Annotated in this window: 30 protein-coding genes and 1 tRNA gene; 9 read left to right on the forward strand and 22 right to left on the reverse strand. The window is 54.0% G+C overall.

The genetic code is table 11. The annotated features are described in order from the left end of the window. Position 1 precedes the first annotated feature (1 nt). Both ACOOFE_RS11635 and ACOOFE_RS11640 read left to right on the forward strand, forming a co-directional pair. A complete protein-coding gene (locus ACOOFE_RS11635) occupies positions 2-424 on the forward strand; it encodes a biopolymer transporter ExbD (RefSeq protein WP_420415065.1) in 423 nt (140 codons plus the stop codon). Continuing rightward, entirely contained in the window at positions 421-2,310 is a 1,890-nt protein-coding gene (locus ACOOFE_RS11640; RefSeq protein ID WP_420415066.1) for a hypothetical protein, read from the forward strand. Before ACOOFE_RS11635 ends, ACOOFE_RS11640 begins: the two co-directional genes overlap by 4 nt. A 4-nt stretch (positions 2,311-2,314) precedes the next feature. Here the strand turns inward: ACOOFE_RS11640 and ACOOFE_RS11645 are convergent, their stop codons facing one another. The 3 genes from ACOOFE_RS11645 to ACOOFE_RS11655 form a co-directional block, all read right to left on the reverse strand. Then, positions 2,315-2,971, reverse strand: coding sequence for a MotA/TolQ/ExbB proton channel family protein (locus ACOOFE_RS11645; protein WP_141186598.1), 657 nt, complete (start codon positions 2,969-2,971; stop codon positions 2,315-2,317). A 45-nt stretch (positions 2,972-3,016) separates the two neighbouring features. Continuing rightward, positions 3,017-3,454 (reverse strand): hypothetical protein, encoded by a 438-nt coding sequence (locus tag ACOOFE_RS11650; RefSeq protein ID WP_420415067.1) that lies wholly within the window; start codon positions 3,452-3,454, stop codon positions 3,017-3,019. A 64-nt stretch (positions 3,455-3,518) separates the two neighbouring features. Further along, a complete protein-coding gene (locus ACOOFE_RS11655) occupies positions 3,519-3,968 on the reverse strand; it encodes a DUF1036 domain-containing protein (protein WP_420415068.1) in 450 nt (149 codons plus the stop codon). A 135-nt stretch (positions 3,969-4,103) separates the two neighbouring features. Here ACOOFE_RS11655 and ACOOFE_RS11660 point away from each other — a divergent pair, with 135 nt between their 5' ends. Beyond that, positions 4,104-4,529: an ExbD/TolR family protein gene (locus ACOOFE_RS11660; protein WP_420415069.1), complete on the forward strand. Its 426-nt coding sequence runs from the start codon at positions 4,104-4,106 to the stop codon at positions 4,527-4,529. Positions 4,530-4,624: 95 nt separating this feature from the next. On the opposite strand, the gene ACOOFE_RS11665 is transcribed toward ACOOFE_RS11660, so the two are convergent. The 3 genes from ACOOFE_RS11665 to gloA all read right to left on the reverse strand — a co-directional run bounded on the left by ACOOFE_RS11665 (position 4,625) and on the right by gloA (position 7,116). After that, positions 4,625-6,181: a caspase family protein gene (locus ACOOFE_RS11665; protein WP_420415070.1), complete on the reverse strand. Its 1,557-nt coding sequence runs from the start codon at positions 6,179-6,181 to the stop codon at positions 4,625-4,627. A 294-nt stretch (positions 6,182-6,475) separates the two neighbouring features. Further along, positions 6,476-6,550: transfer RNA gene (locus ACOOFE_RS11670), tRNA-Glu, on the reverse strand. Positions 6,551-6,675: 125 nt separating this feature from the next. Further along, positions 6,676-7,116: a lactoylglutathione lyase gene (gloA, locus tag ACOOFE_RS11675; RefSeq protein WP_420415071.1), complete on the reverse strand. Its 441-nt coding sequence runs from the start codon at positions 7,114-7,116 to the stop codon at positions 6,676-6,678. A gap of 54 nt (positions 7,117-7,170) precedes the next feature. Between gloA and ACOOFE_RS11680 the strand changes: the two genes are divergently transcribed. The 3 genes from ACOOFE_RS11680 (at position 7,171) to ACOOFE_RS11690 (ending at position 9,254) form a co-directional block, all read left to right on the forward strand. Continuing rightward, on the forward strand, positions 7,171-7,935 hold the full coding sequence (locus ACOOFE_RS11680; protein WP_420415072.1) for an SIR2 family NAD-dependent protein deacylase: 765 nt from the start codon (positions 7,171-7,173) through the stop codon (positions 7,933-7,935). Between the two features lie 151 nt (positions 7,936-8,086). Further along, the gene (locus ACOOFE_RS11685; RefSeq protein ID WP_141186605.1) at positions 8,087-8,668 is read left to right on the forward strand and encodes a cold-shock protein; all 582 of its coding nucleotides are present in this window, start codon (positions 8,087-8,089) and stop codon (positions 8,666-8,668) included. 91 nt (positions 8,669-8,759) lie between these two features. Beyond that, on the forward strand, positions 8,760-9,254 hold the full coding sequence (locus ACOOFE_RS11690) for a DUF192 domain-containing protein (RefSeq protein ID WP_420415073.1): 495 nt from the start codon (positions 8,760-8,762) through the stop codon (positions 9,252-9,254). Positions 9,255-9,266: 12 nt separating this feature from the next. On the opposite strand, the gene ACOOFE_RS11695 is transcribed toward ACOOFE_RS11690, so the two are convergent. Beyond that, positions 9,267-10,256 carry a LysR substrate-binding domain-containing protein gene (locus tag ACOOFE_RS11695; protein WP_420415074.1) on the reverse strand — a complete coding sequence of 330 codons (990 nt, stop codon included), beginning with the start codon at positions 10,254-10,256 and terminating at the stop codon, positions 9,267-9,269. A gap of 95 nt (positions 10,257-10,351) precedes the next feature. Between ACOOFE_RS11695 and ACOOFE_RS11700 the strand changes: the two genes are divergently transcribed. Both ACOOFE_RS11700 and ACOOFE_RS11705 read left to right on the forward strand, forming a co-directional pair. After that, entirely contained in the window at positions 10,352-11,929 is a 1,578-nt protein-coding gene (locus ACOOFE_RS11700; protein WP_420415075.1) for a trimethylamine methyltransferase family protein, read from the forward strand. A gap of 7 nt (positions 11,930-11,936) precedes the next feature. Further along, positions 11,937-13,121, forward strand: coding sequence for a mandelate racemase/muconate lactonizing enzyme family protein (locus tag ACOOFE_RS11705; RefSeq protein ID WP_420415076.1), 1,185 nt, complete (start codon positions 11,937-11,939; stop codon positions 13,119-13,121). 406 nt (positions 13,122-13,527) lie between these two features. On the opposite strand, the gene ACOOFE_RS11710 is transcribed toward ACOOFE_RS11705, so the two are convergent. The 13 genes from ACOOFE_RS11710 to ACOOFE_RS11770 form a co-directional block, all read right to left on the reverse strand. Beyond that, the gene (locus ACOOFE_RS11710) at positions 13,528-14,064 is read right to left on the reverse strand and encodes a DUF2335 domain-containing protein (protein ID WP_420415077.1); all 537 of its coding nucleotides are present in this window, start codon (positions 14,062-14,064) and stop codon (positions 13,528-13,530) included. 314 nt (positions 14,065-14,378) lie between these two features. Beyond that, positions 14,379-14,606, reverse strand: coding sequence for a hypothetical protein (locus ACOOFE_RS11715; RefSeq protein WP_420415078.1), 228 nt, complete (start codon positions 14,604-14,606; stop codon positions 14,379-14,381). Further along, the gene (locus ACOOFE_RS11720) at positions 14,603-14,830 is read right to left on the reverse strand and encodes a hypothetical protein (protein WP_420415079.1); all 228 of its coding nucleotides are present in this window, start codon (positions 14,828-14,830) and stop codon (positions 14,603-14,605) included. The genes ACOOFE_RS11715 and ACOOFE_RS11720 overlap by 4 nt, the downstream gene beginning before the upstream one ends. A 113-nt stretch (positions 14,831-14,943) precedes the next feature. Further along, entirely contained in the window at positions 14,944-15,147 is a 204-nt protein-coding gene (locus tag ACOOFE_RS11725) for a hypothetical protein (RefSeq protein ID WP_420415080.1), read from the reverse strand. 395 nt (positions 15,148-15,542) lie between these two features. Next, positions 15,543-16,571, reverse strand: a complete 1,029-nt coding sequence (locus ACOOFE_RS11730; RefSeq protein WP_420415081.1) for a hypothetical protein — start codon at positions 16,569-16,571, stop codon at positions 15,543-15,545. A 291-nt stretch (positions 16,572-16,862) separates the two neighbouring features. After that, positions 16,863-17,795, reverse strand: coding sequence for a tyrosine-type recombinase/integrase (locus ACOOFE_RS11735; RefSeq protein ID WP_420415082.1), 933 nt, complete (start codon positions 17,793-17,795; stop codon positions 16,863-16,865). Positions 17,796-17,818: 23 nt separating this feature from the next. Further along, entirely contained in the window at positions 17,819-18,229 is a 411-nt protein-coding gene (locus ACOOFE_RS11740) for a hypothetical protein (protein WP_420415083.1), read from the reverse strand. Between the two features lie 16 nt (positions 18,230-18,245). Beyond that, positions 18,246-18,878 carry a hypothetical protein gene (locus ACOOFE_RS11745; RefSeq protein WP_420415084.1) on the reverse strand — a complete coding sequence of 211 codons (633 nt, stop codon included), beginning with the start codon at positions 18,876-18,878 and terminating at the stop codon, positions 18,246-18,248. Continuing rightward, positions 18,875-19,480, reverse strand: coding sequence for a DUF2158 domain-containing protein (locus tag ACOOFE_RS11750; protein ID WP_420415085.1), 606 nt, complete (start codon positions 19,478-19,480; stop codon positions 18,875-18,877). Before ACOOFE_RS11750 ends, ACOOFE_RS11745 begins: the two co-directional genes overlap by 4 nt. Then, positions 19,477-19,740, reverse strand: coding sequence for a hypothetical protein (locus ACOOFE_RS11755; protein ID WP_420415086.1), 264 nt, complete (start codon positions 19,738-19,740; stop codon positions 19,477-19,479). Before ACOOFE_RS11755 ends, ACOOFE_RS11750 begins: the two co-directional genes overlap by 4 nt. Then, complete coding sequence (locus ACOOFE_RS11760) at positions 19,737-19,994, reverse strand: DUF2312 domain-containing protein (protein ID WP_420415087.1); 258 nt, start codon at positions 19,992-19,994, stop codon at positions 19,737-19,739. Before ACOOFE_RS11760 ends, ACOOFE_RS11755 begins: the two co-directional genes overlap by 4 nt. Before the next feature lie 119 nt (positions 19,995-20,113). Then, a complete protein-coding gene (locus tag ACOOFE_RS11765) occupies positions 20,114-20,296 on the reverse strand; it encodes a hypothetical protein (protein ID WP_420415088.1) in 183 nt (60 codons plus the stop codon). Beyond that, entirely contained in the window at positions 20,293-20,760 is a 468-nt protein-coding gene (locus ACOOFE_RS11770) for a hypothetical protein (protein WP_420415089.1), read from the reverse strand. The genes ACOOFE_RS11765 and ACOOFE_RS11770 overlap by 4 nt, the downstream gene beginning before the upstream one ends. Positions 20,761-21,113: 353 nt before the next feature. Between ACOOFE_RS11770 and ACOOFE_RS11775 the strand changes: the two genes are divergently transcribed. Further along, on the forward strand, positions 21,114-21,848 hold the full coding sequence (locus ACOOFE_RS11775; protein WP_420415090.1) for a hypothetical protein: 735 nt from the start codon (positions 21,114-21,116) through the stop codon (positions 21,846-21,848). 474 nt (positions 21,849-22,322) lie between these two features. On the opposite strand, the gene ACOOFE_RS11780 is transcribed toward ACOOFE_RS11775, so the two are convergent. Beyond that, positions 22,323-22,595 (reverse strand): hypothetical protein, encoded by a 273-nt coding sequence (locus tag ACOOFE_RS11780; protein ID WP_420415091.1) that lies wholly within the window; start codon positions 22,593-22,595, stop codon positions 22,323-22,325. A 2-nt stretch (positions 22,596-22,597) separates the two neighbouring features. Next, entirely contained in the window at positions 22,598-23,005 is a 408-nt protein-coding gene (locus ACOOFE_RS11785; protein WP_420415092.1) for a helix-turn-helix domain-containing protein, read from the reverse strand. Between the last annotated feature and the right edge of the window lie 148 nt (positions 23,006-23,153).

The raw sequence follows: 23,153 nt of genomic DNA on the forward strand, positions 1-23,153 counted from the left end.
GATGAAGCGTTTCAGCAAACCGATCCACCTTCCAGAGTTGATTAAGGGGCCAAAACGCGACAGCTCATTGGCCCTGATCAATGTTGTGTTTTTGCTGCTTGTGTTCCTTCTTGTGTCCGGCACTCTCCGGCCGCCTTTGCCGAATGAGTTCGATTGGGCTGAAACAACATCCGACAATGGAGGCGGTACGCTGCAAGGCAGTTTGGTACTCGACCGGACGGGAGGCATCTGGCTGGGCGCAGAAAAGCTCTCTGACCCAGAAATTGACAAACTTCTTGCTGATCTTGCGGTTGGCGGAGGCAAGCTATCTTTGCAGGTGGACCGCCGCGCGCAGATGAGTTCTGTGAGTGCAGTAGCGAAGCGCGCAAAAGAATTCGGGCTGAAAACACTGTCGTTGATCACCGTGGAGGCCGCAGGTCAGTGACAACGGCGATCCTTCCCTATTCCAGAGAAACATCCGACGGGCGATTGTCGGCCGGATTATGGGCCGCGGGCTTGTGCGTGTCCCTAGCGGTTCATTTTCTCGTTCTTGTCTACGGGTTTCCAGATCTTGCACCGTCGGAGCAGCTGGATGAGCCAAAACCGCTCGAAACGGAAATCATTTTGGAAACCGGCGGACCGCTCTTTGACAGTGTGGCGTCCGTCGAAACAGATCCGCAGACTGTCACCGAACCCGAGGCTCTTAAGGCTGCTGAGACGGCTGAGACTGACCAGATCGCCGAAACGGTTGCCGCGGAAACGGCAGCGCCGGTGACCTCAGAGGCCGTTGTGGCCGCTCCGGTCGCCTTGGAAAGTGTTGCTGAACACGTCACAGAGCCACTGGTGGAAACGCCCCCCTTAGACACTGATCAATCAATTGAACCGCTGGTCACAGAGCCCATCACACCCTCTGTTGCTGAACCCACGCCAACGGTTGAAGCAATTGAGGCTGTTGAAACAATTGAGCCAGCGGGGATTGTCGAGGAGACAGACGTAGCAGCAGTTGATGCGGTGAATATCGCGGAGACACCGCTGAATGTGATTGGAGTGATAACCGACGCCGCCGCCACAACACCGCCTGAAGTGGCAGGGCGCGTCGGTACTGTCGAAGTCGTAACAGCTCTGCCTGATGCGCAATCGGCGCTAGAGAACGTCCCGCTCTCATCAAGTGAAGCAATCCATGATGTTGAGGAAGTTGTGACTGCGGTCGGTGTCGAAGCGGCTTCCAGCGATCCGGTCACCACCAATCAAACAGAACAGATTGAAGTGGTTGAGACTGTGCCCGCAGTTTCTGGCGACGTATTAGTGGCCCTTGCTCCGGATAACACAGCCCAGACTGAACAAATTCAAGTGGTCGAAACTACGCCAACTGTCTCGGCTGATGTGCCTGTAGGTCTTGGTATAGAGACCTCGGTCGCGGTTCCTGAGGCCGTTCGACCGCCCGCTCCAGGAGCCGGCCCAGTCCCTGTGACTGTTCCCGAGCCCGTTATACCAGAACCTGTAAGTTCGAACGGTGTTGTGGTCGATCAACAGATTGCGTCGGTCGATCCGCTTGAGGGTGTCGATGCCCTGACGCCAACAGATTTGGAGCCAGAACCGGTTCCGAACGCCCCTCAGACCACGGTTGAGCCGGATACCGTCGCTCCGGCCGATGTTGAAACGCTCGACCCGACTGAACGGATCGAATCTTATGTTGCAGCTTATCAGCTCGGAGACTGCGCGCATCTGACAGTGCAGTCGGCAGGGGCTGACACCGCGCTGATTACGGCCTTTGGCGCTTCAATCGCGCCCTTCGTAATGTTTGACCAGAGATTCTCTCAAGATCAGGGGTTCGATGCCAGTATCGAGGTCCGGATTGTAACTCGGCCCCAATGTCAGCTTTTGAATGCCCTTGGTTTCTATCAAGGTATTGAAGTGGCCGATTTGATCTCACTGGATAAAACCCTGGTGAGGAGCGGGACGGCCGTTTCGGGTGTGATTGGGCGGGATCTCCCGATCGGCAAAATTGTGATTGCGGAACAAAATGGGGTTGATCTGACCGGACGAGGGCCACCGGAACTTTATTTGGTGGATGACGCCGGGCAAATTCATGATGGCCGGGCGTACATCTTGCCGGAAACAAACCCGGGCCGGGCTGGAGGGTGGAAGTTCGGGATCCCGGTGACCATGTTGTCTGCCGGAAACGAGGAAACCGCGCTCGTGCTGGCCGTTTGGAACCGGCCCAAAGGCAAGCAGCCGGGCAAGTTCGGAAAACTGCCGGCCAGCCGCATTTCAAGCGTTTTGGATCAACCGGGTGTTTATTCGCTCGCAGCCTTTAAGGTAACCCGGTGAGGCGTCATTTGGCCGGCCCGGCCGTGAAGACGCCGGTCAGCAAAATCTCCAGGGTTGCCCGTTCCTTTTCCAGCCGGGTTTCGAACCAGGTGACGGCGACGGAGACCGGGATCGCGACTGCGAGTCCACAAGCGGTCGTCAGTAGTGCGACCCAAATTCCGCCCGCAAGGCTGGCCGGGTCAGCCGAAGCACCCGATTCCTGAAGCGATTGAAAGGTTTCGATCATCCCGAGCACGGTGCCAAACAGCCCGAGCAAAGGTGCGACCTGGGTGACCAGATCCAGGGCTTTTAGCCAACTTGCCAATCCAAACAGCCGGTCTGCGGCCCGCGCAGACACTTCCTCGCGCAATCGCTCCTCGCGGATGTCCCGCTCTTGGAGAGCCAATTGTTGCCGGTCCAAGGCCTGAAGAGCGTCCATTGCGCTGCGCACAAGTGCGGCAGACAACGATCTGTCTTTCAAAAGGTTCTGGGCGGCTCCAGCCCGGTCGCCGGTCCTCCACTGGGTGACAGCTTTTCGAACGCTGGTGTGGCGTCCGACCCGGACGAACCAGAATTGCGCGATTTTGCCGAGAATTACGGTCAGCGCGATGACAGAAATGCACAGCAGCAAAAGAACAACAGGACCGCCAAATTCAAGGAGGGACGCAGGCGATGCAATCATTTTGCCACTTCTCCAACCAGCTAGCAGGATCAAATAAAATACAAATTAGTCGCCGAATTGAACACTTGTCCGGTTCGACAATTCCAAAAGGTCTGGGCAATAGACGCCGGTAATTGCCGGGGGGACACAGTTTAGAACATCATTGATGTGCAGCCGGGAGAGACCGTCACAAGGAACATCTGTCAGATCGAATTGTTGAACCTTGGTTTTACCCGCAGACATGCGCCTAAGATCAAGCCGCATCAAGCGGTCAATGATGCCGTCCTTGTTAAAGACAACTAGTTCCAATCCCAGTTTATCTATAGGTCGTTCCAATCCATTGGTGGCAATCACTGATAACCGGCAGCCGCCAGCTTGATTGGGCTGAACATGATTGAGTTCCAGGCCGATTTTTCCTGAAACGTCCTGCGCAATTGCTAAATTGACTGGAATGACTGTTGCGAGAACCATCAAGGCTGCAGCCGTGACCCTAAAAAATAACATCTATTCCCCCGAACCCCGAATTCTGGCTCTTCCGTATACTACGCAAAAACCATGCAGTTTATGTTCAATCATAGGACAGCAAAACCGTCCAGTCTTGTGCGCCTTCCGTATCGACCTGATAAAAATCGGCTTCGATCAAACCACGTTGCCAGCATTGGTCACCATCATACAAAACGAATTTTTCTTCCCGGATGCAAAGTGTGATGTCACCGGCAAGACGGCTCTCACCAAAACCATCGGCAATATGAAGATAGTACTTAGAATGGTTCAAATCGCCTTGAATCAAATGGGTGCAGGCGTTTGCAGTTACGGTCCACCAGCCTTCGGTCCGGATCCCGTCATCGGTCTCATAGCCGACCGCGACATTCACCAGATCAAGAGATCCGTTGCAGATTTTAAGGCCTGCTCTCGCATCTTTCGACGCCAAAAGTTGAAGCAAGATAGCTGCTGAAACAACCAGTCCGATCCGCACAACGGCGGTCAGTTGAGTTCGATTATCAAGTTGTGCGCACATCTTTGACATTCGCCGGAACTCTGTGTGGGATCCAGCCTATGAAACCTCTTACGCCTGGTCAATTTGGTTCCCAGTGTTTGCCTTCAAGCCAAAAATCTGCGTGACTATAAAAAAGTGCAACAACGGACACCACCAATGCTGCGGATCGATAAACCTTTAAAGGCGCGCAAACGGCTTGCACTGACCCCATTGATCGATGTGATATTCATTTTGGTGATGTTCTTTTTGTTGTCGTCGACCTTCGGAGTTTGGCAGCCGCTGGATGTGTCTTTGCGTTCGGAGCAGGGCGCGGGGGGCACAAACACTGCGGCGCCAGCAAAAGCACCGTCGGTGCTGATGACAATCCGGTCTGGACAGGAACCGAACACTTCCTCCGTCACGATCAACGGTATCGATTTTCCGAAGACCAAAATGGTTGAGGAACTGAACCGGCTGGCGGGTTTGGGCGCCGAAGATGTGTTTTTGCTCCCGGCAGACGATATCGACTTTCAGGAAGTTGTGACCCTACTGGATCTTGCGCGAAGTTCGAACATCGCACGCATCAGCATGAAAGTGGATTAGCATTTTACGCGGGAGAGATATGCGTGTCACACCTGTTTCACACAAAAAAAGGCCGGTCTCGCGACCGGCCTTTGATATCAGATCTGGAGGGGTAATCAGCGTCCGATTGCGCCGCCAATGATACCGCCGACAACACCGCCAAGGAAGGCCGCGCCGGCCGGGTTCATACCGCCGCCACTGTTGTTGTTTCTTTGTGTTGTGGTGCGGTTCGATGTGGTGTTGTTTGCGCGCCGGGTCGTGCTGCGGGATGTCGTCTTTGCAGCGGCCCGCTTCCGGTTGACTTCCGCAATATACGCTGAGTACTGAGTGGCGGTCTGGGACGTTAGCAGTACATACTGAGCGGCAGTGAAATACCCTGTGGCGATCAGCCCGTTCTGGGTCTGCCAGGCGCTGACGCCAGCGCGTGTTTTGGGACCAAAGGCACCATCTGGGCGTCCAACGTTATTGCCAGTCAGGTTCAGACGAGTCTGGACTTCGCGGCGGGACGAACGGTTCCAGCCAAGTGCAGCTTCAGTTTGTGCTGTGCCTGGCACCGCTTTTTGTGGATCGGGCAAAGCCTGTGCCGTCGTTGCAACGCCAGTATTCTGGTTGGCGGCCGCTGCATCGGTTGCTGACGAGTTGCGGGCGGCAACTTGAGAACCGGATTGCAGGCGTTTTATGGAATTACGGGCGAAATTAGTGAACGTGCCATTTGGATAAGCCGAGAGATAGGCTTCGTAATCGGCGATCGTGTCACTTTCTTTGACCGTATTCCACACCAGCTTTTCGCGTTCCCAGTCGATAGTCGATTGGGTGGCGGCAGCTGATGGTGCAGGTGTTGCAGGTTGTGTGGTCGTGGCCGAATCGCCAAGGCTTGCGACCTGTGTGGTCGCACTATTGGCCTGTTTGTTGAGGAAGACCTCACCAATGAGGGATGCATTTACCCAAGGCCGTTGGCGTTTTTCGGTAGAGTCGTAAACGTCACCGGTTACCCGTGTCATAACGGTCTGGATCGAGGCATTCGGCGTATCAATGTGCCGGATCAAAGCAGATGTAAACGGAGAGTTTGCACCATCGCCGTCCAGGGCGACATCGCCAGGGCTCGTTGCAAAGGCGATCACAGAGCCTTCACCGCCGGTTTCCTGGACCTTGATTTCCGCCAAGCCGCTGCCAACGCTGCCGGACCGGCTCGGGCCCATGCGGCGCGCCAAAGTGCGGGCGAGCGGGTTATCGCGGCAGGCATCCAGGAACACCATCTGCACTTTCACGTCTTTCGACATCTGGCGCATGATGAAATCCACGGAAATGGTTTCAAAATCGAGAGATGTTTCGTCTTCGATCTTAGCGTCAACCGGAACAAGAAGATTTTGCCCGGCGATTTGCATGCCGTGGCCAGCATAAAACAAAATCGCGATATCAGCACCGTAAGCTTTTTTCGCGAATTTCATAACTGTCCGGCGCATGTCGCCATAGGATTGGTCCGTACCGGAAACCACATCGAAGCCAAGGCCGCGCAGTTTACCGGCCATAACTTCCGCGTCATTTGCGGGATTGGGAAGAGCAACAGTGTGCTCATAAGCGCCATTGCCAATAACCAAGGCAACGCGTTTAGCTAATGCAGGTGCAGTGCCCACCACTAGGATAGTAAGCACGGCGATCACGTGTTTGAACATCTCCATGTCCTTTCGTCGATCTGATATCGCCGGTCGGTTGGTCCGATCTTGTTCAGGTATTGGTTCAAGTATGACTACAAATACCTACAATGGCGTTATTAGACTGTAATACGGGTCACAGGATTTCGGAATTCGCTGTGAAGAGGTAAATGAATTAAAAATTGCCCAACTAACCGACGTATTCCGACCCCAAAATCAAGGTATATTATAGACGGAGCGGACAAAAAACGCCACGGCTGAATACGAGCTAAAACGCACGCAAATGAAAGCTTATGTGAATTTTAAGGGAGAAATTGGCACGCCCAAGGGGAATCGAACCCCTGTTTCCGCCGTGAAAGGGCGGCGTCCTAACCGCTAGACGATGGGCGCGCGGTCGACGCGGTTGCGTCGTGGGGAGGCTTATAGGCGGGAAATGAATTGCCTGCAAGTGCCTTTTTTTGAAAAAATCGCAAGCCCGGTTTTCCGGGCTTGCAGCTGTTGAAATCTTTATAAACTCACCATTCACCGGTGTTCGGCATAGACGCCCAAGGTTCTTTGACTTCAAGGGCTTTGCCCTTTTGCAGAAGTTCAAAGGAAATGTTGTCCGGCGAGCGGACAAAGGCCATACGGCCGTCGCGCGGTGGACGGTTGATGGTGACGCCTTTCGATTGCAGCGCGTCGCAGAAAGCGTAGATATCGTCAACTTCATAAGCCAAGTGACCGAAGTTGCGGCCGCCGGTGTATTCTTCCGGATCCCAGTTGTAGGTGAGCTCTAGAACGGGCGCGGCGTTGGCCTTACCAGCTTCAACATCGTCTGAGCTTGCTAGAAAAACCAATGTGAACCGGCCTTGTTCATTTTCATAACGCCGGATCTCAGTCATGCCCATTTTGTTACAATAAAAATCGAGCGAGTCGTCCAGGTTGGAGACCCGGACCATCGTGTGCAAATAACGCATGTCTTACCCTCTTTGGCAGCGTCTTCAGTTAATTAAGGAGCAACGGACCGGCTCATGAATATCATCACCGAACTGGCCGAAGCGCAGGAATTTGTTTCGTCTTTGGCCCAAAAACCCGAAGGCTCGATTGTGGCGCTTTCGGGCGCAGGGATTTCCACTGAGTCCGGAATTCCGGATTTCAGATCACCCGGTGGTATTTGGTCCCAACGCGCACCTGTTCAATATCAGGATTTTCTAGATTTTGAAGAGAGGCGCCTGGAAGATTGGGACCGGCGCTTTGAAATGCTCAGCTTTTTTGAAAAGGCCGAGCCCAATTATGCGCATCGCGCTTTAAGCCGTTTATGTGCCTCCAGACAATTGAATGTGCTTATCACGCAGAACGTTGACGGTCTTCATCAGCGCGCAGGCGTGCCAGAAGACAAACTGATCGAATTGCATGGAAATTCCACCTATGCGACCTGCCTTGACTGCGGTGCCTATGCGGCTTTGGAAGAGCAAGAAGATCTGGTTGCGCGCAACATCAGTCCAACTTGCGGCAAATGCGGGGGGCTTTTGAAAGCTGCCGTGATCAGTTTCGGCCAATCCATGCCTCAGGACGAACTCCAAAAAGCTGCAATTGCCGCACAAAACTGCGAGACATTTCTCGTCCTGGGGTCTTCATTGGTTGTGCATCCGGCTGCGCAGTTGCCAGTGATTGCGGCGCAGAATGGTGCTGATCTGGTGATTCTCAACCGGGAGGAAACACCACTTGATTCGCTTGCTCACACTGTCGTTAGAACCCCACTTTCCGAAACATTCGCGATTTTTCCTATGAAATAGCAAAAAAAACTGGAAATGGTCTGTGGTTAGTCTGTTAATTTTTCTTCCTGGCTTAAAGGGCGGTGTTATCCTTTTGTTAGGAATCGGCTGAAAGGCACTTTGAAATGGACCTTCAGCTATTTAATGCGGACCAGAGACGGGACATTTGATTATGGGGGTTAAAACCGCACCGGATCCCCGTGCACTTGAGAACCTGGCGGATGATGTTGCCGTCGATGTGTTCGAGATTGCCGGAACAATTAAATGGTTCGACGTCGGTAAGGGCTACGGCTTTATCGTACCGGACAGCGGGGAAGGTGATATTCTTCTGCATGTGACCTGCCTTAGGCGCGACGGTTTTCAGACCGCCTATGAGGGGGCCCGGGTTGTATGCGAGGTTCTGGATAGACCGCGCGGGCTTCAAGCTTTCCGGATTCTATCCATGGATGAAACCACTGCGGTTCATCCGTCTCAGCTGCCGCCGTCGCGCACCCATGTTCAGGTGGTGCCGGAAGGTGGTTTTGAAACAGCCAGCGTGAAGTGGTTCAACAGAGTGAAGGGCTTTGGCTTCCTGACACAGGGCGAGGGCAGCGAAGATATCTTCATTCACATGGAAACCCTGCGCCGCTATGGCATCACCGAGCTCCGGCCGGGTCAGGAAGTCTTGGTGCGCTTTGGGACGGGACCGAAAGGGCGCATGGCGGCTGAAATTCGGCCGGTTGGCGTGGGAACACATATACCAGCCTCCCATTGAGGGAGTATATCTCAGCAGCGTTTTATCGGCCGGGACATGTTCCGGCCTTTTTTAATGGCTTTTCTGCCGCCTGTATGCGCTCGGAGCTTTCATGACCCAAAATCGTTTTTCAATTCTTCGCGTTGGAGCCATTGTTTCAGCCCTTCTTGTGGTTGCGCTCCTGCAGCTCCCGGGGTTTGCCCAAAGCAGCCAAAACTTGCCGAGCGAAGCGCTCAAAGTTGTTTCGGCAGATAAAACCCACATCTTCACAGCGGAGATTGCGGCTACAGATCGGCAAAGGGCGCAAGGCCTAATGCACCGGGAAGAGATGGCCCTGGATCATGGCATGCTGTTTGTTTTTGAAAGGGAAGCCGAGCAGTTCTTCTGGATGAAAAACACCCCTTTGCCGCTCGACATCATTTTTATTTCCAGTGCCGGGCGGATCGTCAGCATTGCTGCTGACACCACGCCCTATTCAGAAAAAGTGATTCCGTCTGGCGTTCCGGCGAGATTTGTCCTGGAGCTTAACGCCGGGACGGCCGCCAAACTTGGTATCGCTGTGGGTGATCAGGTGAAGAGCCAGTCCATGGGGTTGGAGCCGTCCTGACCTGAAATTTGTTCAGCTTTTGCGCCTGGATCCGTCCTGAACGACGTTTAGTTTGCGAGCCTCGTCTGTCTCCTGGCGCGGCTTCGAATCTAAAGGTCCCGGATTTTGCTGCAGAATCCAATCGCGGACTATGCGCGAATTGGCGTCGAGTTCTTTGTGTTTTGGCCAGACAACATAATAGCTGTTTCCCGTTCGAAACGTATGGCTGGTCACTTGTTTGAGACGGCCGTTGCGGATGAACTCGCCGACCAGATGACGCCAGCCTAGCGCAACAGCGTCCCCATCAAGGGCCATTTGTAGAACGGCGACATATTCATTGGCCCTTGATCCACGCACCTTGTTGGCGCCATTCACCCCGGCCGATCGTAACCAGTCTTTCCATGTCGCAGCATACCGGTAGGGTTCGTCGAGATGGGCAAGGTGATGTTCAAGCAAGTCTCTTGGCTGCTCCGGCGTGCCATGGATCTGTAGATACGACGGTGCGGCCACAGCGATGATTTCTTCGACTTCAAACCGGTCGCACGCATAACCCGGCCAGTCCTTTGGCCGTCCCGCCCGTATTCCCAGCGGAATGTCCTCAGCAACAATATCAAGATCCCGGTCGGCGGTATGCAGCCTGAGTTCGATGCCCGCCAAGTCCGTGCGCATCAGTTGCAAACGGGGCGCGATCCAGAGTGTTGCAAAGGCCGTCGAGACCGAAACCGTGACCACATAGTCTGAAGGTTTTGTCCGAACCGCGGTGATGCCGTCAGCGAGCTGATAGAGGCCGCGTGACACATCTGCATGCAAGCGATCCCCAGCAACAGTCAGCCGCACTTCCCGGTGACCGCGTTGAAACAGGGATTGGCCGATCTCTTCCTCAAGCGCCTTGATGGAGTAGGAAACCGCCGATTGTGTCATGCCAAGTTCCTCTCCCGCCCGGGTAAAAGACCCAAGCCGGCCTGCGGCTTCAAAAGCCACAAGGCCCCGAAAGGAAGGAAGCAAATAACGCAAGTTTGCCATGAACAAACCTTATGCCAAGCATGACATTTTTCAAGCGTCACAAGTCATCTTCGCTCGTTTAGCATCAAAAATGAAGATGCTACTGGGAGGGCAAAATGATGGGTGTCGAAGCAAGTGCCGTGAGGCCTTTCGGTGAAACTTCCAACCGGGCAGGGCGCTCCGGTGGCCGGGCAGGGCGCCGGGCGAAACGATCAGTAAGCTCTGCGCATCTCGGCAAACCCTTCATTCACCGGAAATTGCCGCCGTTTAGTATTTTGTCCGAAGACAGCCTTCAGCGTATTGAAGACACAACCTGGACACTGCTTGCCGAAGTCGGGATTGAATTTCGTGACGATCCGGAATCTTTGGCACTTTGGAAAACGGCAGGGGCTGAGGTTGATGGCGTCCTGGTGCGCTTCCCCCATGGCCTGATCCCGGAGCTGTTGAAAACCGCACCTGCGCAATTCACCCAACATGCACGCAATCCGGCCAACAGTGTCGAGATTGGAGGGGAGAATGTTGTCTTTGCCCCAGCTTATGGCAGCCCGTTTGTCATGGATCTCGACGAAGGTCGCAGATACGGCACCATCGCTGACTTCAAGAATTTCATAAAACTCGCCCAGTCCTCGCCGTGGCTGCACCATTCGGGCGGAACCATCTGTGAGCCAGTCGATGTGCCCGTCAACAAACGGCACTTGGACATGGTTCACGCTCATATCACGCTATCGGACCGTCCATTTCTCGGTTCTGTCACGGCACAGGAGCGCGCCGAAGACACCATCAATATGGCACGGATCCTTTTCGGCACAGAGTTTGTCGACAACAATTGCGTCATCATGGGCAATCTGAATGTCAATTCGCCGTTGGTTTGGGACGGCACCATGACCAAGGTTCTGCGCGCCTATGCTGCTGCCAACCAAGGCACGGTTTTGGTGCCTTTTATTCTAGGCGGGGCAATGGGACCGGTCACAACGGCTGGAGCCATTGCGCAGGCCCATGCAGAAACGCTGGCTGGCTGTGCCTTAACGCAACTGGTGCGCCCGGGCGCACCAGTCGTCTACGGCAATTTCCTGTCGTCCACCAGTTTGAAATCCGGTTCGCCAACCTTCGGAACACCGGAACCGGCAGCTGGATCTCTCGTGGTCGGCCAGTTGGCGCGCCGCCACAAACTACCGCTGCGCTGTGCGGGGAATTTCACCACATCCAAGCTGCCCGACGCGCACGCCATGAACGAGGGCACCATGTCGATGCTCTCGGCGATTCATTGCGGGGCCAATTTCATTCTCCATTCTGCTGGTTTCCTCGATGGACTTTTGTCCATGTCCTACGAGAAATTCATGATGGACGCAGATTTCTGCGGCGCGTTACACACCTACCTTGGCGGCGTTGCGGTCGATGACAATGCGTTAGCGCTCGACGCCTTTCGTGAAGTCGGTCCGGGCAACCATTTCTTCGGCTGCGAGCACACGATCCGCAATTACGAAACAGCCTATTTCGACGCTGCCATTGCCGACAACACCCCGTTCGAGACATGGCAGGAGGCCGGGTCGGTCGATGCTGCGACGCGGGCCAATCGTGCCTGGAAAGAAACTCTTGCTGCTTATGAGGCGCCACCCCTGGACGCCGCGATTGAGGAACACCTGATAGAGTTCGTTGACCGCAAAAAAGCATCAAGTGAAGACCGCTGGTATTGAGGGCATCATGAAGATCACGAACATCCGCGTCACACATGTGAATGTGCCTTTTGATGCGCCCTTTTGGTGGACTGGCGGGCTTTATCCTGGGGCCTCGAAGTCGATCATTGAGGTTGAAACTGATGAGGGAATTACCGGGTTGGGCGAGGCGCCCTGGTATCATTTCGGGGACATCATAAAGAGCGAGATTGCTCCAGCTCTCTTCGGAGCGGATCCGCTCGACATCGCCGATTGTGAGGCGCGCTGCGTGCCTCCGTGGCAAATTACGGCAAATACCGGGGAGGGCGCGGCGTCCGTTGCTTTTGGCGCTGTTGAAGTGGCGCTGTGGGACATCAAAGGCAAGATGTTCGACCTGCCACTCTATAAACTTCTTGGCGGAGCTGTGCGCAAGGAGATCAAATTCTCCGAGTATTTCTCGTTCCGGCCGGAGCACAATGGCGCAGGCGGTGAAATGAGCCCAGAGGCGATCCGCGACTATTGCCTGAAAATGCGGGAAATGCATGGCTCCAGCATTTTTGAAGGCAAGCTGATCCTTGGCGATCCTGACCTGGAAATCAAAACGGTTCGGCTCCTACGCGACGCTTTGGGAGACGCGGCCCAGATCAAGCTCGATTCCAACATGCAATATTCGCTGACAACAGCGCGCTGGCTGCTGCGCGAGCTGGAACCTTACAACATTCGGAATTATGAGGATCCTGTTGCCACCTTTGAGGAAATGGCAGAGCTGCGCCGGCACAGCACCATTCCGTTTTCCACCCATGTGCCGGATCTCAGGCGTGCGGTGGCGCTCGGCGCCCCGGACAATTTTGTCTGCAATTTCGCAGCGCTTGGCGGTATTGCGAAATCCCTGAAATTCATTGCGGCCTGTGAAGCCATGGGGAAGGGGTTTTGGTGTTACTCCAACGATCTTGGCATCATGACGGCGGCCTACTTGCACGTCTCTGCCGCTACGCCGTTGATTTCTGAGGCGTCTCAATCGTTGTTCCGCTGGCAAATCGGCGACGTCATCCGGGATGGGCCGTTCCGCCAGACCAACGATGCTGTTCGTGTTCCGGAAGGGCCGGGACTTGGTGTCGAACTGGACCCGGCCGAATTCCGCCGTTGGGCAAAGCTGTTTGAAGACGAAGGGCCGATGAGCCACTTTTATGATCCCGCACATCCAACCCGGCACCGCACCCTGCCGCTGCATTAATGTCTTGTTTTTACGGAATACTCGGCGTCGAACGCTACAAATGCGGATGCTAAACTGGCGCTAAGAGCCGGTCTTTGGACCAGTTTTTCCGTCATGCCATCAACTGTCCACAAGCGCTGGAAATGTCGTTGTCATTCTCTCTTGACGAACGGAGCAAACGCGGATACACCGCCCAAACCAGCCGTCGGGGTATAGCGCAGCCTGGTAGCGCATCTGGTTTGGGAGTTTTCTCCCCAAAAACAGCAAGTCCCTGAAATTCTTTCCAAAAATCACTGTTCTTTGAGCGTTCCAAACGCCAGTCCGGGACTATTCTGGGACTCTGAAAACAGGTTTTCCGTTTGTTCCAGCTTTGGTGCCGACTAATGAAGCGGTCGAGCCAGAGGACAACCCGCCCGGCCTGGCCGGCCTACTTATTCGACTTCTTCACGCGACCAGTTATGAACGCCCCTACGACACCCAGGACACTCGTTCCCAGGAATAGTCCGGCAGCGACATTGTTGCCGAGAAAAGCAAAGAGGCCGCCGAGACCTAAGACGACAAGCAACGCAAGCAGGCCGTAGTTCATGCCGCGTTTTTGGTCGTCAATCTGTGCATCAACGACTTTTGCTTCCATGTTGATATTATGGTCCTGCGCCTTTTCAGCCATCCGTATTATACGTTCGGCAGATCCAGGCGCGATTTCATCATATTCTCGGAAGTGTCGTGGATGCGGAAGTGGTCCAGAAAAGTGTTCCCTCAGGAGCACTGACTGGACCACATTCATCACTTGTGTCGTTTGGTTTTTTTGAAGAAGCGGCTCGATACCGTGCTTGATTTCTTCAGCGAGCTGCGGCCGCAGTTCAGGCAGGGATTCTGTTTCTGCGTTTTCTGGTTTGTTGGACGCCTTCTCGGGCGTTGCCGCGGACGGTTTTCTGTCCTTTGCCAATACGCTGACCTTCTTCAATCAATGTTTCCTGCAACAAGCGCCCTGTATCGCGCCATGCGCTCACCACGCTTGCATCAAACTTTGCAGGCCGTTCGACTTTCAGCGGGCTAAAAATTCGGCTCGGAGAAGTGAAGCCGCGATAGAAGCCCGACAGGAATGAACCTGACTTCATAGCTGTGTTCTCCCTTTTTACGCGTTACTGCTATACATATTGCACCCAAAAAATGGCAATTCAATAGATTGCACTATAAATAGAAACAAACCGTTCTAAATGTTTTGTTAGCATTTGGTGGTTTGTTCTGGATTCTCAATCCGCTCAGTTTCGTGCGATTTCAATTGTTGCCGACATAAACACGCGATTGCGCTTGGACCCGGCCCTTCATGGTCGCAATATGCTTTTGAAGCATGTCCCGTTTCTGACACTCGTGATCCAGCATTATCTGTTTCAGATCATCGTCATTGGGTATTGGAACTCTGTCGTGCTCGATATGGTCGATCTGTTCGAGACACCGCTGCAGCTCTTCCTCTTCCCTTTGGATGTAGGCTTCCAGCTCGGTCATAGATTCCTCCTAAGTTCAAAAGCCATCATATGCCCATAGCGGATCGTTGAGGAAACGTCGGCATGGCGCAGCGCCTTTTGCACCAGCGCCAGGTTTTCGGTGAGGCCGGTCAGCGCCCGTTGCAGGCGCCCGATCTTCCAGATGCGGGCTTCGGCATCATCGATCAGTGTAAAGGCAGAGAACAGACCATACGGCTCACTTCCGTCCTCGGCTCCACTACTCACGCAATGATAACTGTTCTTTCATCATTGCGACCTAAAGTTCAGTCAGTGGTTGAAAGAGCCACATGACCCCTCCTAAACTTTCCGGCTCCGCGCCGGTTTCTTTTTGCACTCAATCAAGATCGTGGTGGCGTGTCTGTCGGTTCCGGCAGCGGCATCAACGCAGCTTGATAGCCGTCATCAAACTCAACGGTGTATCCGCGATCTGTTGTGAGCTTCGAAATCTCAGCTCGAAGTCTCTTGTTTTCTTCTACTAGATCTGTGTTTTTGCGCAGTTCCCGCTTAAAAGCGGCATCAATGAGTGCGACGATTTTCGACATGCCTGGTTCCAAATACTGTGAGCCGTACAATCCATGCAATTCGATTTAAATCTTACGATGTGCCGAGCCGTGTCTACAATCCTCACTACAACTTTAAAGTTAATATATTCTGTAGTATTGTTTATTTTGACAATAATATTTTATATATTAGAAATAATTCTTTCTATTATCAATTTCACAGGAAAAGTAACAACTAATACTAATCGTATTCTTTAACTGTATGAACTAATATATATAAGAATCAAAAAAAACCCGGCCGAGACCGGGTTGGTAAGTTTGTGCACGTGGCCCCAAAGACCACAAAACAATGTATGCATTAATAGCAATGCATAGCAATAAGGAATATTACGCTCTGGTAATATACTAGGAGTTGTCGCATCGGCAACTTACTTAATTCAAGTATCTGAACTGGCATCGCTGGTGTGGTCAGGTGCCGCATGGGGCCCCGGCCACCGGCCCAAGCGTCCCGAAGTCTGATTGGGGCGCAATTTTTGTCTTTTGGCATTCGGTTCATCTTCGTTGCCCCCCAAATCCGAGTTGCCAAATTTTCTCCGCCGACTGGCCACAGGCGCAGGAGCTGCGACCGGTGGCGGTGACATCGATCGGGTCCGAAGGGTCGTTAAATGATAGGCCTGCGCGCCTTCGCGGTTTTCCGCAGCCACTTCAGCGGCAGTTTGCTTGCCCTTAACTTTACCTGGCGCTGTTGCGGCCGTTGCCGTTGCCGTTGCCGTTGCCGCTGTCGCTGTTGCTGGACCAGCTGCACTGGCATCTTCAAACCGTGTCGTCCCGTCCCATTGCCACTGACGGCTTAATAAGCGGGCATTTCTTTTGTTGTGGGCCTCCGCCACGTCTTTTGCGCACTCCCGGTGAGCCTCCAGCATCCGTTGGTGATCCCGAATGTCGAAGAAGTTCTGGAGATCCGATACGGTTTCAATGTTGGCTTGCCGAATTCTCACACGCCAGATATCAGACGAACTGCTCAGATTCTTCTGTTCCAAAGTTTCTCCCAAAATCCGATCCGCTTTTTGTTGATTGCAACCGTAGCCATGGGCCCAGATTAGATTATCGAGATCGCTGCAGTATAAAGCCCCCAGCACCACTGATGGGTGAAAAGACGTCGGCTCCCCCGCTCCATCTACATCGCTAACGATAAACAGGTCACTGAATTCAAATTCAGAGTCTTCGATCCAATCGTAGTCCCGCTCCAACTCTTCTTGGGTTTTAGTATTGCCGTCTTCGATCAACTTCTCTTTTATGCGCTTCCAGTCGATGATGTGTTCTCTGTCGCAGGCGACACCATTTCCAAAGAGCGGAGATGCGTCGCCGCACAGGTAGCAAATATAATGATCCTGGCCATAGGGATTTTCGATGAGGAGCCTTGCCAGCCGTGTATTGTTGGTGATGTGAGAATGTAGTCCTGGCAACCAGATTCGCGCGGCCCGCGCCGTCAACCGTTCCGTTCGATTTGAGCGGATATTTTTTGTGTTTCTAGGCAATTTATAATCTGGTTTACCCGGCGGAAACATCACTACCTCCCCATATTAAATCCGATCCCAACAACCATCGTTTAAAGACTACTAAAAACTCAACCACGCGTCCGGCTTATCCTTCGGATTCGTATCCTTCTCAGATTGAGAATGATCGCGGCAAGCCATAGGCCATTCCCGCCATTCTTTTGCTACTATAAGGCGTTCCACCTCTGAAATGATCGGCTCCTACTGCTTTTGAAACTTGCCGGAATTGTGGCCGATCCGTGCATGTGCCGGCGCCTCCAGCGCTTCCAGGCCGTCGCGGACGTCTTCATCCAGCACATGAGCATAGCGGATCGTTGAGGAAATGTCGGCATGGCGCAGCGCCTTTTGCACCAGTGCCAGGTCGCGGGTGGCGCGCAAAAGTTTTGAGGCAAAATCATGCCGGATGTCGTGGATCCTGAAATCAACAATCTGGGCGGTCCTTAATGTGGTGGTCATGGTGCGGCGAAACCCGCTGTAAGTGATCGGGCGGCGCTTTCCCCGGTTCGGATACCGCTGCATTTGATAGCTCCAGACCGCTTTGCCGGGCGCTTTGGCCGCTTCCGCGGCAATCACCTTCATCTGTTCGCGGGTCACCGGCACCCAGGTAAATCCTTCCCCCTTGATCCAGATCTTTATGCGGTTGCGCGGCTCGTCCAGGTGGTCCGTGGTCATGCCGATCGCCGCATTGACGCGCAAGCCGCGCGACCCCAAGAACCAGACAAAGGCGCCATAGTCTTCGCGCAAGGCGCCCCAGAACCGGTCGGCTTCATCACCTACAAATTCACGCACCCGTTCCTTGGGTTCTTTGAGTTTTAGTCCGGTCCAGTCAAACGCATCGAGATCCAAGCGGACATGCCAAACACGTTTGGCGCGGGTCAAAATCTTGCGCATGATTTCAATAATCTGGCGGTTGACGGTGGCCGGTGCGATCAGCTGCGGGGTTTTCTTGCCCTTGGTCTCTCCGGCGCGTTTGCGAACCGCGATGGAAATGTCGTCATTTGTCAGGGTGACCAGGCGTTTTTCGTCGCCGATCAGCCGGCCGCAATGTTTCATGGCGTTGAGTTCATCGATCTCTGAGGGTTTGCCCTTGATGACCTCCTCGTGATAGCGCAAGCACGCCTCGCCGAGGGTCATATGATCGTTGGGACCTTGGTCCCTTACGCGCCGTTTTTCCCGCTCTTCGAATTTTTGCGCGCGGCCTTTTGTCGTTTCTCCAGTTGAGCCGTGAAATCGACAACGGTGCCCGTCGATCGTGAGGACGAAATCATATTGATAGTACGGCGACTTGAGGATCCGCTTGCCGGTTTTCCGGTCGGTTTTCCATTGGAGATAGATGGACATGACGCATTTCCTTCCATCGCCCCGTTCAGGGCCTCGGCAATGTCTTCCTTGGCATAGGCGCGCCGGTTTCCGCGCAGCCGGTAGAAAATCAGGCCATCATCGCCCCAGCGTGTCAATGTGCGGGCGTGGATCCCGATGAATTTGGCCGCCAACGCATGCGACACCAGCGGCCGCGCGCCAAAGAGCGTGTCCATGGATTTTCTGACGCTGTCGGGCAGGGGCTGCATGTCTTTTGGCCTCCTTCTAGTTGCGCAGGTAGATGCCGATCATCTTCAGACGCAGGGCCAGCTCAGCCCGCGCCTTGTCTTCGCCCCAAGCCTTCACCGGGATTGGAAACGGCTCCGGCAGGTGCCAATGGTCTTGCGCTTCCCGGCTTGAGGCCATCAGATCGCGGCGCTCTGATGCCGTCAGGCGCTTGTCGAGCTGGCCCAAATAGGCCGCCCGGTCGAGCGAGGCCGTATCGCTTTCGCCTTTTTCGGATAATCCGGCCGCTTCCCAGATGGTTGCCGTCACCTCGTCGCGCGCGAGGTAATAGCTTTCCAGGAAGGCTTGAGGGTCGCCGGACAAATGCGCGGCGAAATGGCGGAAGGAGCGGCTGATCTCGCCGAAATAGGCGCAATAAAAATCGGCCAGCAACGCCCAAGGCTTGTGGACGTCCTCGGCCCGGTCATGCATCAAGCAGCAATGCTGCGCCGTTGTGTAGGTGACGTGCGCCGTTGCGCCATTAAAGCGCGGCAGCTTCACCAGGCCTTCCAAAAGATCGGGCCAATAAACGTTGTCCGGTTTTAGATTGCCAAGGTCGACAACGCGTCCGGAGGCCATTTGCATCGGCGCGATCGGCAAGCTTGCCGCCTTGATGGTTTTGTCCGGGGTCATAGGGCAACTCCCAAGCTGGTGGCCACATCTGAGCGCAAGCGATCCACGCAGGTGGTCAGCACCCCAAGATCGCCGACTTGACTGGCGTCGAAGTGCGCGACGGTTGCGTGTTTCTCAAGCCAGTTGCTCGGGAAGGAATCGTCCTGGATCCGGCCGTCTGCATCCATCCAAGTGCATTGGATCACCGTGCCTTTCACGTCGGAAACGACCATCAGCTTGCCGCCGGAGATCAGGTGAACAAGGTCTCCATTCGAGAAGTTGCTTGCTTCAGGTACGTCATCCGCACGGAGGTTTTTTAGCCGCTCTTCTTCAAGGCGCGACAATTCAGCATCTGGCACCGGCTCAGGATCATGCCACCGGGCGTGAAAGATTGGATCGCGCAAGATCAAATCGCGCAATTGAGAAAACTGATAGACCGAGTCGCCCTCGCACAAGATGCTTGGCAACTCGGTGGTCAGGACAAGCACATGCGTCGCGTTGTATCCGGCCTGGAACGGGGTTCCGATGTCCCCGAACGCATCACAGCCCAAGAAATCGGCGATCAGGCGGCCGTTCAGCGTCTTGCCACAGGCCTTGGGTCCAACAACAAAAGAATTAATCATCGTCCACTCCGGATGTTTTGGAAGGCGGCGACGGCCTGGCCGTGCAGGGTCATCGCCCGTTTCTTCAGGTTTTCGACCAGGCGAAGGATTTCCGTCTTGTCGTGTGGCCGCTTGTCGAGACAGCGTTCCAGATCGGTCTGGAGCTTCGCGATTTCGGTTATCAGCGGTGCGGTGGTTTCCGCCATCAGCCCCGCCCGATGAGCGGCCGGCGGCGCGATTTTTTGGGCGTCCAACCTCTGGATGGCGCTCGCCCGGGTCATTCGGCTGGCCCGGTCATGCCGAGCGCATGGAGATAAAGGTCCAGAACGGCCTCTTCCTCTTCCCGCTCGTGCGGCTGTTTTTTGCGAAGAGAAACAACCTTGCGCAGGATCTTCACGTCATAGCCGTTGCCCTTTGCTTCGGCATAAACGTCCTTGATGTCATCGGAGATGACCGTTTTTTCTTCTTCCAGGCGCTCGATGCGTTCAATGAAAGCGCGCAGCTGATCGGCAGCGATGCCGCTAGGATCACTCATGTTTTCCGCTCCGGTTTGGGAAGTCCTGCGAAACAGATTCATTTTTTAAAAAATCTGCTTGGCAGGACGGCGCGCCCAGAGGTGTGCGTTCATCCACGCGCCGCCCGTCATCACACGCCTTAAGGCGGCGGGTGATGGTCTTGTGCCGATAGGGCAGGTGCCGGGCTTTGGCCCGTTGTTGTCAGAAGAGCCCGGCCGGACCCGCTGTTGGGGCCAAGTCCGGCCGGGCAGGAGCCTGCGGTCATGCCCGACGTGACGAAAAGACATTGTTGCAGGAGGGAGGAGGGGAAACGGCCGGTCATGATGCGGCCTCTTGGCGGTCAGCCTGGTCAGCGCTGGCGGCCAGCTTGGCGCGCAGCTCGTTCAGGGCTGCCGGGCCGTTGGTCTGATGGCCGCTTTGCGCCAGAACTTCGGCGACAAAGGCAAGGGCGTCTGCGCGGCCATAAATCACCACGTCATGACCGGGGCCATCGATCGGCACATGCAAGGTTTCGACGGCCATGCCGCGGATCACGTCGCCGTTTTCATCGATCAAGGCGCGGCCGTGATTGGTGGCGCCTTGCAGATATTTCAGCTCGCCCGCCAGGCTTTCAAAACACTTGCGGGCCGTGTTGAGCAAATTCCGCATATTGAAGGCAAACCCCAGCTCGGCCTTTGTCAACCCGTCCCTCGGCCCGCCCTTGGGCGCCGGGTCGCGCTCATAAGCTTCCAGCGCCGTTTCCAGGACCTTCATGGCCGAAAGTGTGTTTCGAAGGTTCGCCGTCATTTGCGTCTCCTGATTGTTGTTGTCCGGAGACGCTACCAACGCAGGTGTCAAATTGCTCGCAAGCGCTGATTGTATTGCTTTCCCTTCCAAGACTGAAACTGGGGAGAGGCAAACTGCTGATGAAACGATGTTCATTGTGCTTCCTCCTGTTTGTGTTTTGCGGTTGTGGAGCTTTCAGGGAGCTCTACGCCCGCATATCCACCCAGCCTGTGGTGGCGCAGCAATATTGCCGCAAATATTGCCACATAATTGCCAATAAGGCAATATTGAAGTGACTAACTGTGCAAATATCTGGCGTTGGCTTCGCGTCAGCTAAAAAAATGAATATGTTTTCTGCGGGAATCGGCGGCTAGATGTCGATGTGGGCGGAAGAAATGGCGACCAAACAAGTCAATAAATTGGATCTACAGCATGCTGCAGGGCTGCTGCGTCAGCAAATATTAGCCGTTGACGGGGTTATAAGTGTTCGGCTTTTGCATGAAGTGTCAGAGATGGAGCGCGTGGCAGACGCAATCGGAAAAGGTGCGCTTGGTCCGCACTTCTCACGTTCAATGAATGACATTTCACCAGGTCATGCGATGGTGATGGTCGCTTATGGAAAAAGCTCTCAAGGTGATGTGCCAATTGGTATGGTTGCGGCGCGATACGATGATAAACCCGGCTGGGATCTAAAAGACTTCTTGTCCGCTCATTGGGCGAGGCTCTATCCGGCCGATGAGCCGGGAGCATTTGCTGAGTTTACGCCGGAAAGCTGCCAATATGCACGCGGAGTTGCCGGGCCATTCGCATATATAGGGGACGGCTGGATAGCAAAAGCATTTCGGGGTGGAAACCTTCTCGGTCTCATACAAAAGCTTTTGATATTGCTTGCTTATGACGAGTGGAAGCCGAACCTCACTTATGGCTGGATGCGCCCAGATAAGGTCCTGTCGGGATATGCGGCCAGGTGGGGGTATACGATTGTTTATCCGCGCGGGATAGAATGGCGCATTCCGCCGGCGCAGGTGGACTTACGAGATGTGTATTTTGTCGGTGTTGATCGAATTGGCATTCATCAGATGATCCTCGATATGACTTTTGAGCACTGAAGTTTGGTGCAAAACTGTAGCAGTAGAGGAAGAGAGAGCCTGCCAAGGTGGTGACCGGCAGGATTAGCCGCTCATATCTGAAGTTGTATGGCGTTTCGTTGACGATTGTCGGCGCGGACACAAGGTCAAAAACTGGCAGTTCTGTTTTTTGAGCTTTTTCGTAATGGCGACCTACAAGTTTCCGGAACTCCGTCTTAAACGCGCTGACTTTGGTCGGCTGCTCTAACCAGCTTTGCCCAATTAGCTTTCCTGCAAGGGCATTTTTCCCGCAATAAAGAATATCGGGAGAAGGCTGGTCTGCCCGTGGCGCGTCGAGCATCACTAGCCGATCTAAGTCCAGGTTTTCAGCAAAATCGGAAGTTAAATAACCATCAGATCTGGACCATCTCCGCACCAAATTTCGCGCGAAGTCATCTCCGTCACCATCACGAAGTAGAGTCAGTGGCTGCTCTATTACAAAACCATTCATCTGCGCTACTTTTTGTTAGAGGTGATCCCTTTGAGCATCATCAGTTTTCGTTGTTTATTTGATGCCATTAACAATGGCCTTAGATACTCATCGAACTGTATGATTTGCTCTCCCTCAAGATCTGTTAGCCGGTCGTGATCTGCGATTTTTTTGCAGAACTCTTTTGCAATTGGTTCAAGGTGTTCCTGGCGTACCCATGCGATAGTATCAAGCAATGTCTCTTCATAGTTGTAGGGAGTCTTGCACCGGTAGAGTGCAAGGAAGTCGGGCTTGGGCATGCTCAGTCTTCCTCGCGCTTCAAAAGATCTGCATAAACTTCTTCGAAGATGACAGCGAAATCGGCATTGGAGCCGCGGCCACCAAGCATGGTTTCTTCGATCACGCGCGCCCGGTCATAAGCCTTTTTGAAAGTGTCAGGATCGATCATCAGTGGCTCGCCAGCCGGATGGCCGGAAAGAACTTCGGCTGCTTGTTCAACTTCGCCCTGTGTCGTGCCGAGAAGTTGGTAGAACTCCTCCGTGGATTTACCAGAGACATGCGCAAGCCGTTCGATCAACTGCGTCGTTATACGCCTCTTGTTGTTGCTCATCCGGGAAAGATGTGCGGGTGAGATCCCGAGCTCTTCTGCTAGGCGCTCTCCGGTATAGCCAGTTATTTGTTTGGCGAGTTTGATCGGGCTTTTATGCATAACGGCATTATTGTCTAATTGGCACAACGGTCTAGCGCCTATTTGGTAATCTTGCCGCAAGCAATCTTGATCAATCATATTGCCTCATAGTCAAATTTGTGGCATTTATTGCCATTATGGCAAGGCTTGAGACCTATCTATATGCACG

Source organism: Roseibium sp. (assembly GCF_965216085.1).
Lineage (GTDB): Bacteria > Pseudomonadota > Alphaproteobacteria > Rhizobiales > Stappiaceae > Roseibium.

Coding starts and splice junctions, on each gene's coding strand:
- ACOOFE_RS11635 (WP_420415065.1), top strand. CDS start 2: ATGAAGCGTTTCAGCAAACCGATCCACCTTCCAGAGTTGATTAAGGGG.
- ACOOFE_RS11645 (WP_141186598.1), bottom strand. CDS start 2,971: ATGATTGCATCGCCTGCGTCCCTCCTTGAATTTGGCGGTCCTGTTGTT.
- ACOOFE_RS11650 (WP_420415067.1), bottom strand. CDS start 3,454: ATGTTATTTTTTAGGGTCACGGCTGCAGCCTTGATGGTTCTCGCAACA.
- ACOOFE_RS11655 (WP_420415068.1), bottom strand. CDS start 3,968: ATGTGCGCACAACTTGATAATCGAACTCAACTGACCGCCGTTGTGCGG.
- ACOOFE_RS11660 (WP_420415069.1), top strand. CDS start 4,104: ATGCTGCGGATCGATAAACCTTTAAAGGCGCGCAAACGGCTTGCACTG.
- ACOOFE_RS11665 (WP_420415070.1), bottom strand. CDS start 6,181: ATGTTCAAACACGTGATCGCCGTGCTTACTATCCTAGTGGTGGGCACT.
- gloA (WP_420415071.1), bottom strand. CDS start 7,116: ATGCGTTATTTGCACACGATGGTCCGGGTCTCCAACCTGGACGACTCG.
- ACOOFE_RS11680 (WP_420415072.1), top strand. CDS start 7,171: ATGAATATCATCACCGAACTGGCCGAAGCGCAGGAATTTGTTTCGTCT.
- ACOOFE_RS11685 (WP_141186605.1), top strand. CDS start 8,087: ATGGGGGTTAAAACCGCACCGGATCCCCGTGCACTTGAGAACCTGGCG.
- ACOOFE_RS11690 (WP_420415073.1), top strand. CDS start 8,760: ATGACCCAAAATCGTTTTTCAATTCTTCGCGTTGGAGCCATTGTTTCA.
- ACOOFE_RS11695 (WP_420415074.1), bottom strand. CDS start 10,256: ATGGCAAACTTGCGTTATTTGCTTCCTTCCTTTCGGGGCCTTGTGGCT.
- ACOOFE_RS11700 (WP_420415075.1), top strand. CDS start 10,352: ATGATGGGTGTCGAAGCAAGTGCCGTGAGGCCTTTCGGTGAAACTTCC.
- ACOOFE_RS11705 (WP_420415076.1), top strand. CDS start 11,937: ATGAAGATCACGAACATCCGCGTCACACATGTGAATGTGCCTTTTGAT.
- ACOOFE_RS11715 (WP_420415078.1), bottom strand. CDS start 14,606: ATGACCGAGCTGGAAGCCTACATCCAAAGGGAAGAGGAAGAGCTGCAG.
- ACOOFE_RS11725 (WP_420415080.1), bottom strand. CDS start 15,147: ATGTCGAAAATCGTCGCACTCATTGATGCCGCTTTTAAGCGGGAACTG.
- ACOOFE_RS11735 (WP_420415082.1), bottom strand. CDS start 17,795: ATGACCCTCGGCGAGGCGTGCTTGCGCTATCACGAGGAGGTCATCAAG.
- ACOOFE_RS11740 (WP_420415083.1), bottom strand. CDS start 18,229: ATGCAGCCCCTGCCCGACAGCGTCAGAAAATCCATGGACACGCTCTTT.
- ACOOFE_RS11745 (WP_420415084.1), bottom strand. CDS start 18,878: ATGACCCCGGACAAAACCATCAAGGCGGCAAGCTTGCCGATCGCGCCG.
- ACOOFE_RS11750 (WP_420415085.1), bottom strand. CDS start 19,480: ATGATTAATTCTTTTGTTGTTGGACCCAAGGCCTGTGGCAAGACGCTG.
- ACOOFE_RS11755 (WP_420415086.1), bottom strand. CDS start 19,740: ATGACCCGGGCGAGCGCCATCCAGAGGTTGGACGCCCAAAAAATCGCG.
- ACOOFE_RS11760 (WP_420415087.1), bottom strand. CDS start 19,994: ATGAGTGATCCTAGCGGCATCGCTGCCGATCAGCTGCGCGCTTTCATT.
- ACOOFE_RS11765 (WP_420415088.1), bottom strand. CDS start 20,296: ATGACCGGCCGTTTCCCCTCCTCCCTCCTGCAACAATGTCTTTTCGTC.
- ACOOFE_RS11770 (WP_420415089.1), bottom strand. CDS start 20,760: ATGACGGCGAACCTTCGAAACACACTTTCGGCCATGAAGGTCCTGGAA.
- ACOOFE_RS11775 (WP_420415090.1), top strand. CDS start 21,114: ATGTCGATGTGGGCGGAAGAAATGGCGACCAAACAAGTCAATAAATTG.
- ACOOFE_RS11780 (WP_420415091.1), bottom strand. CDS start 22,595: ATGCCCAAGCCCGACTTCCTTGCACTCTACCGGTGCAAGACTCCCTAC.
- ACOOFE_RS11785 (WP_420415092.1), bottom strand. CDS start 23,005: ATGCATAAAAGCCCGATCAAACTCGCCAAACAAATAACTGGCTATACC.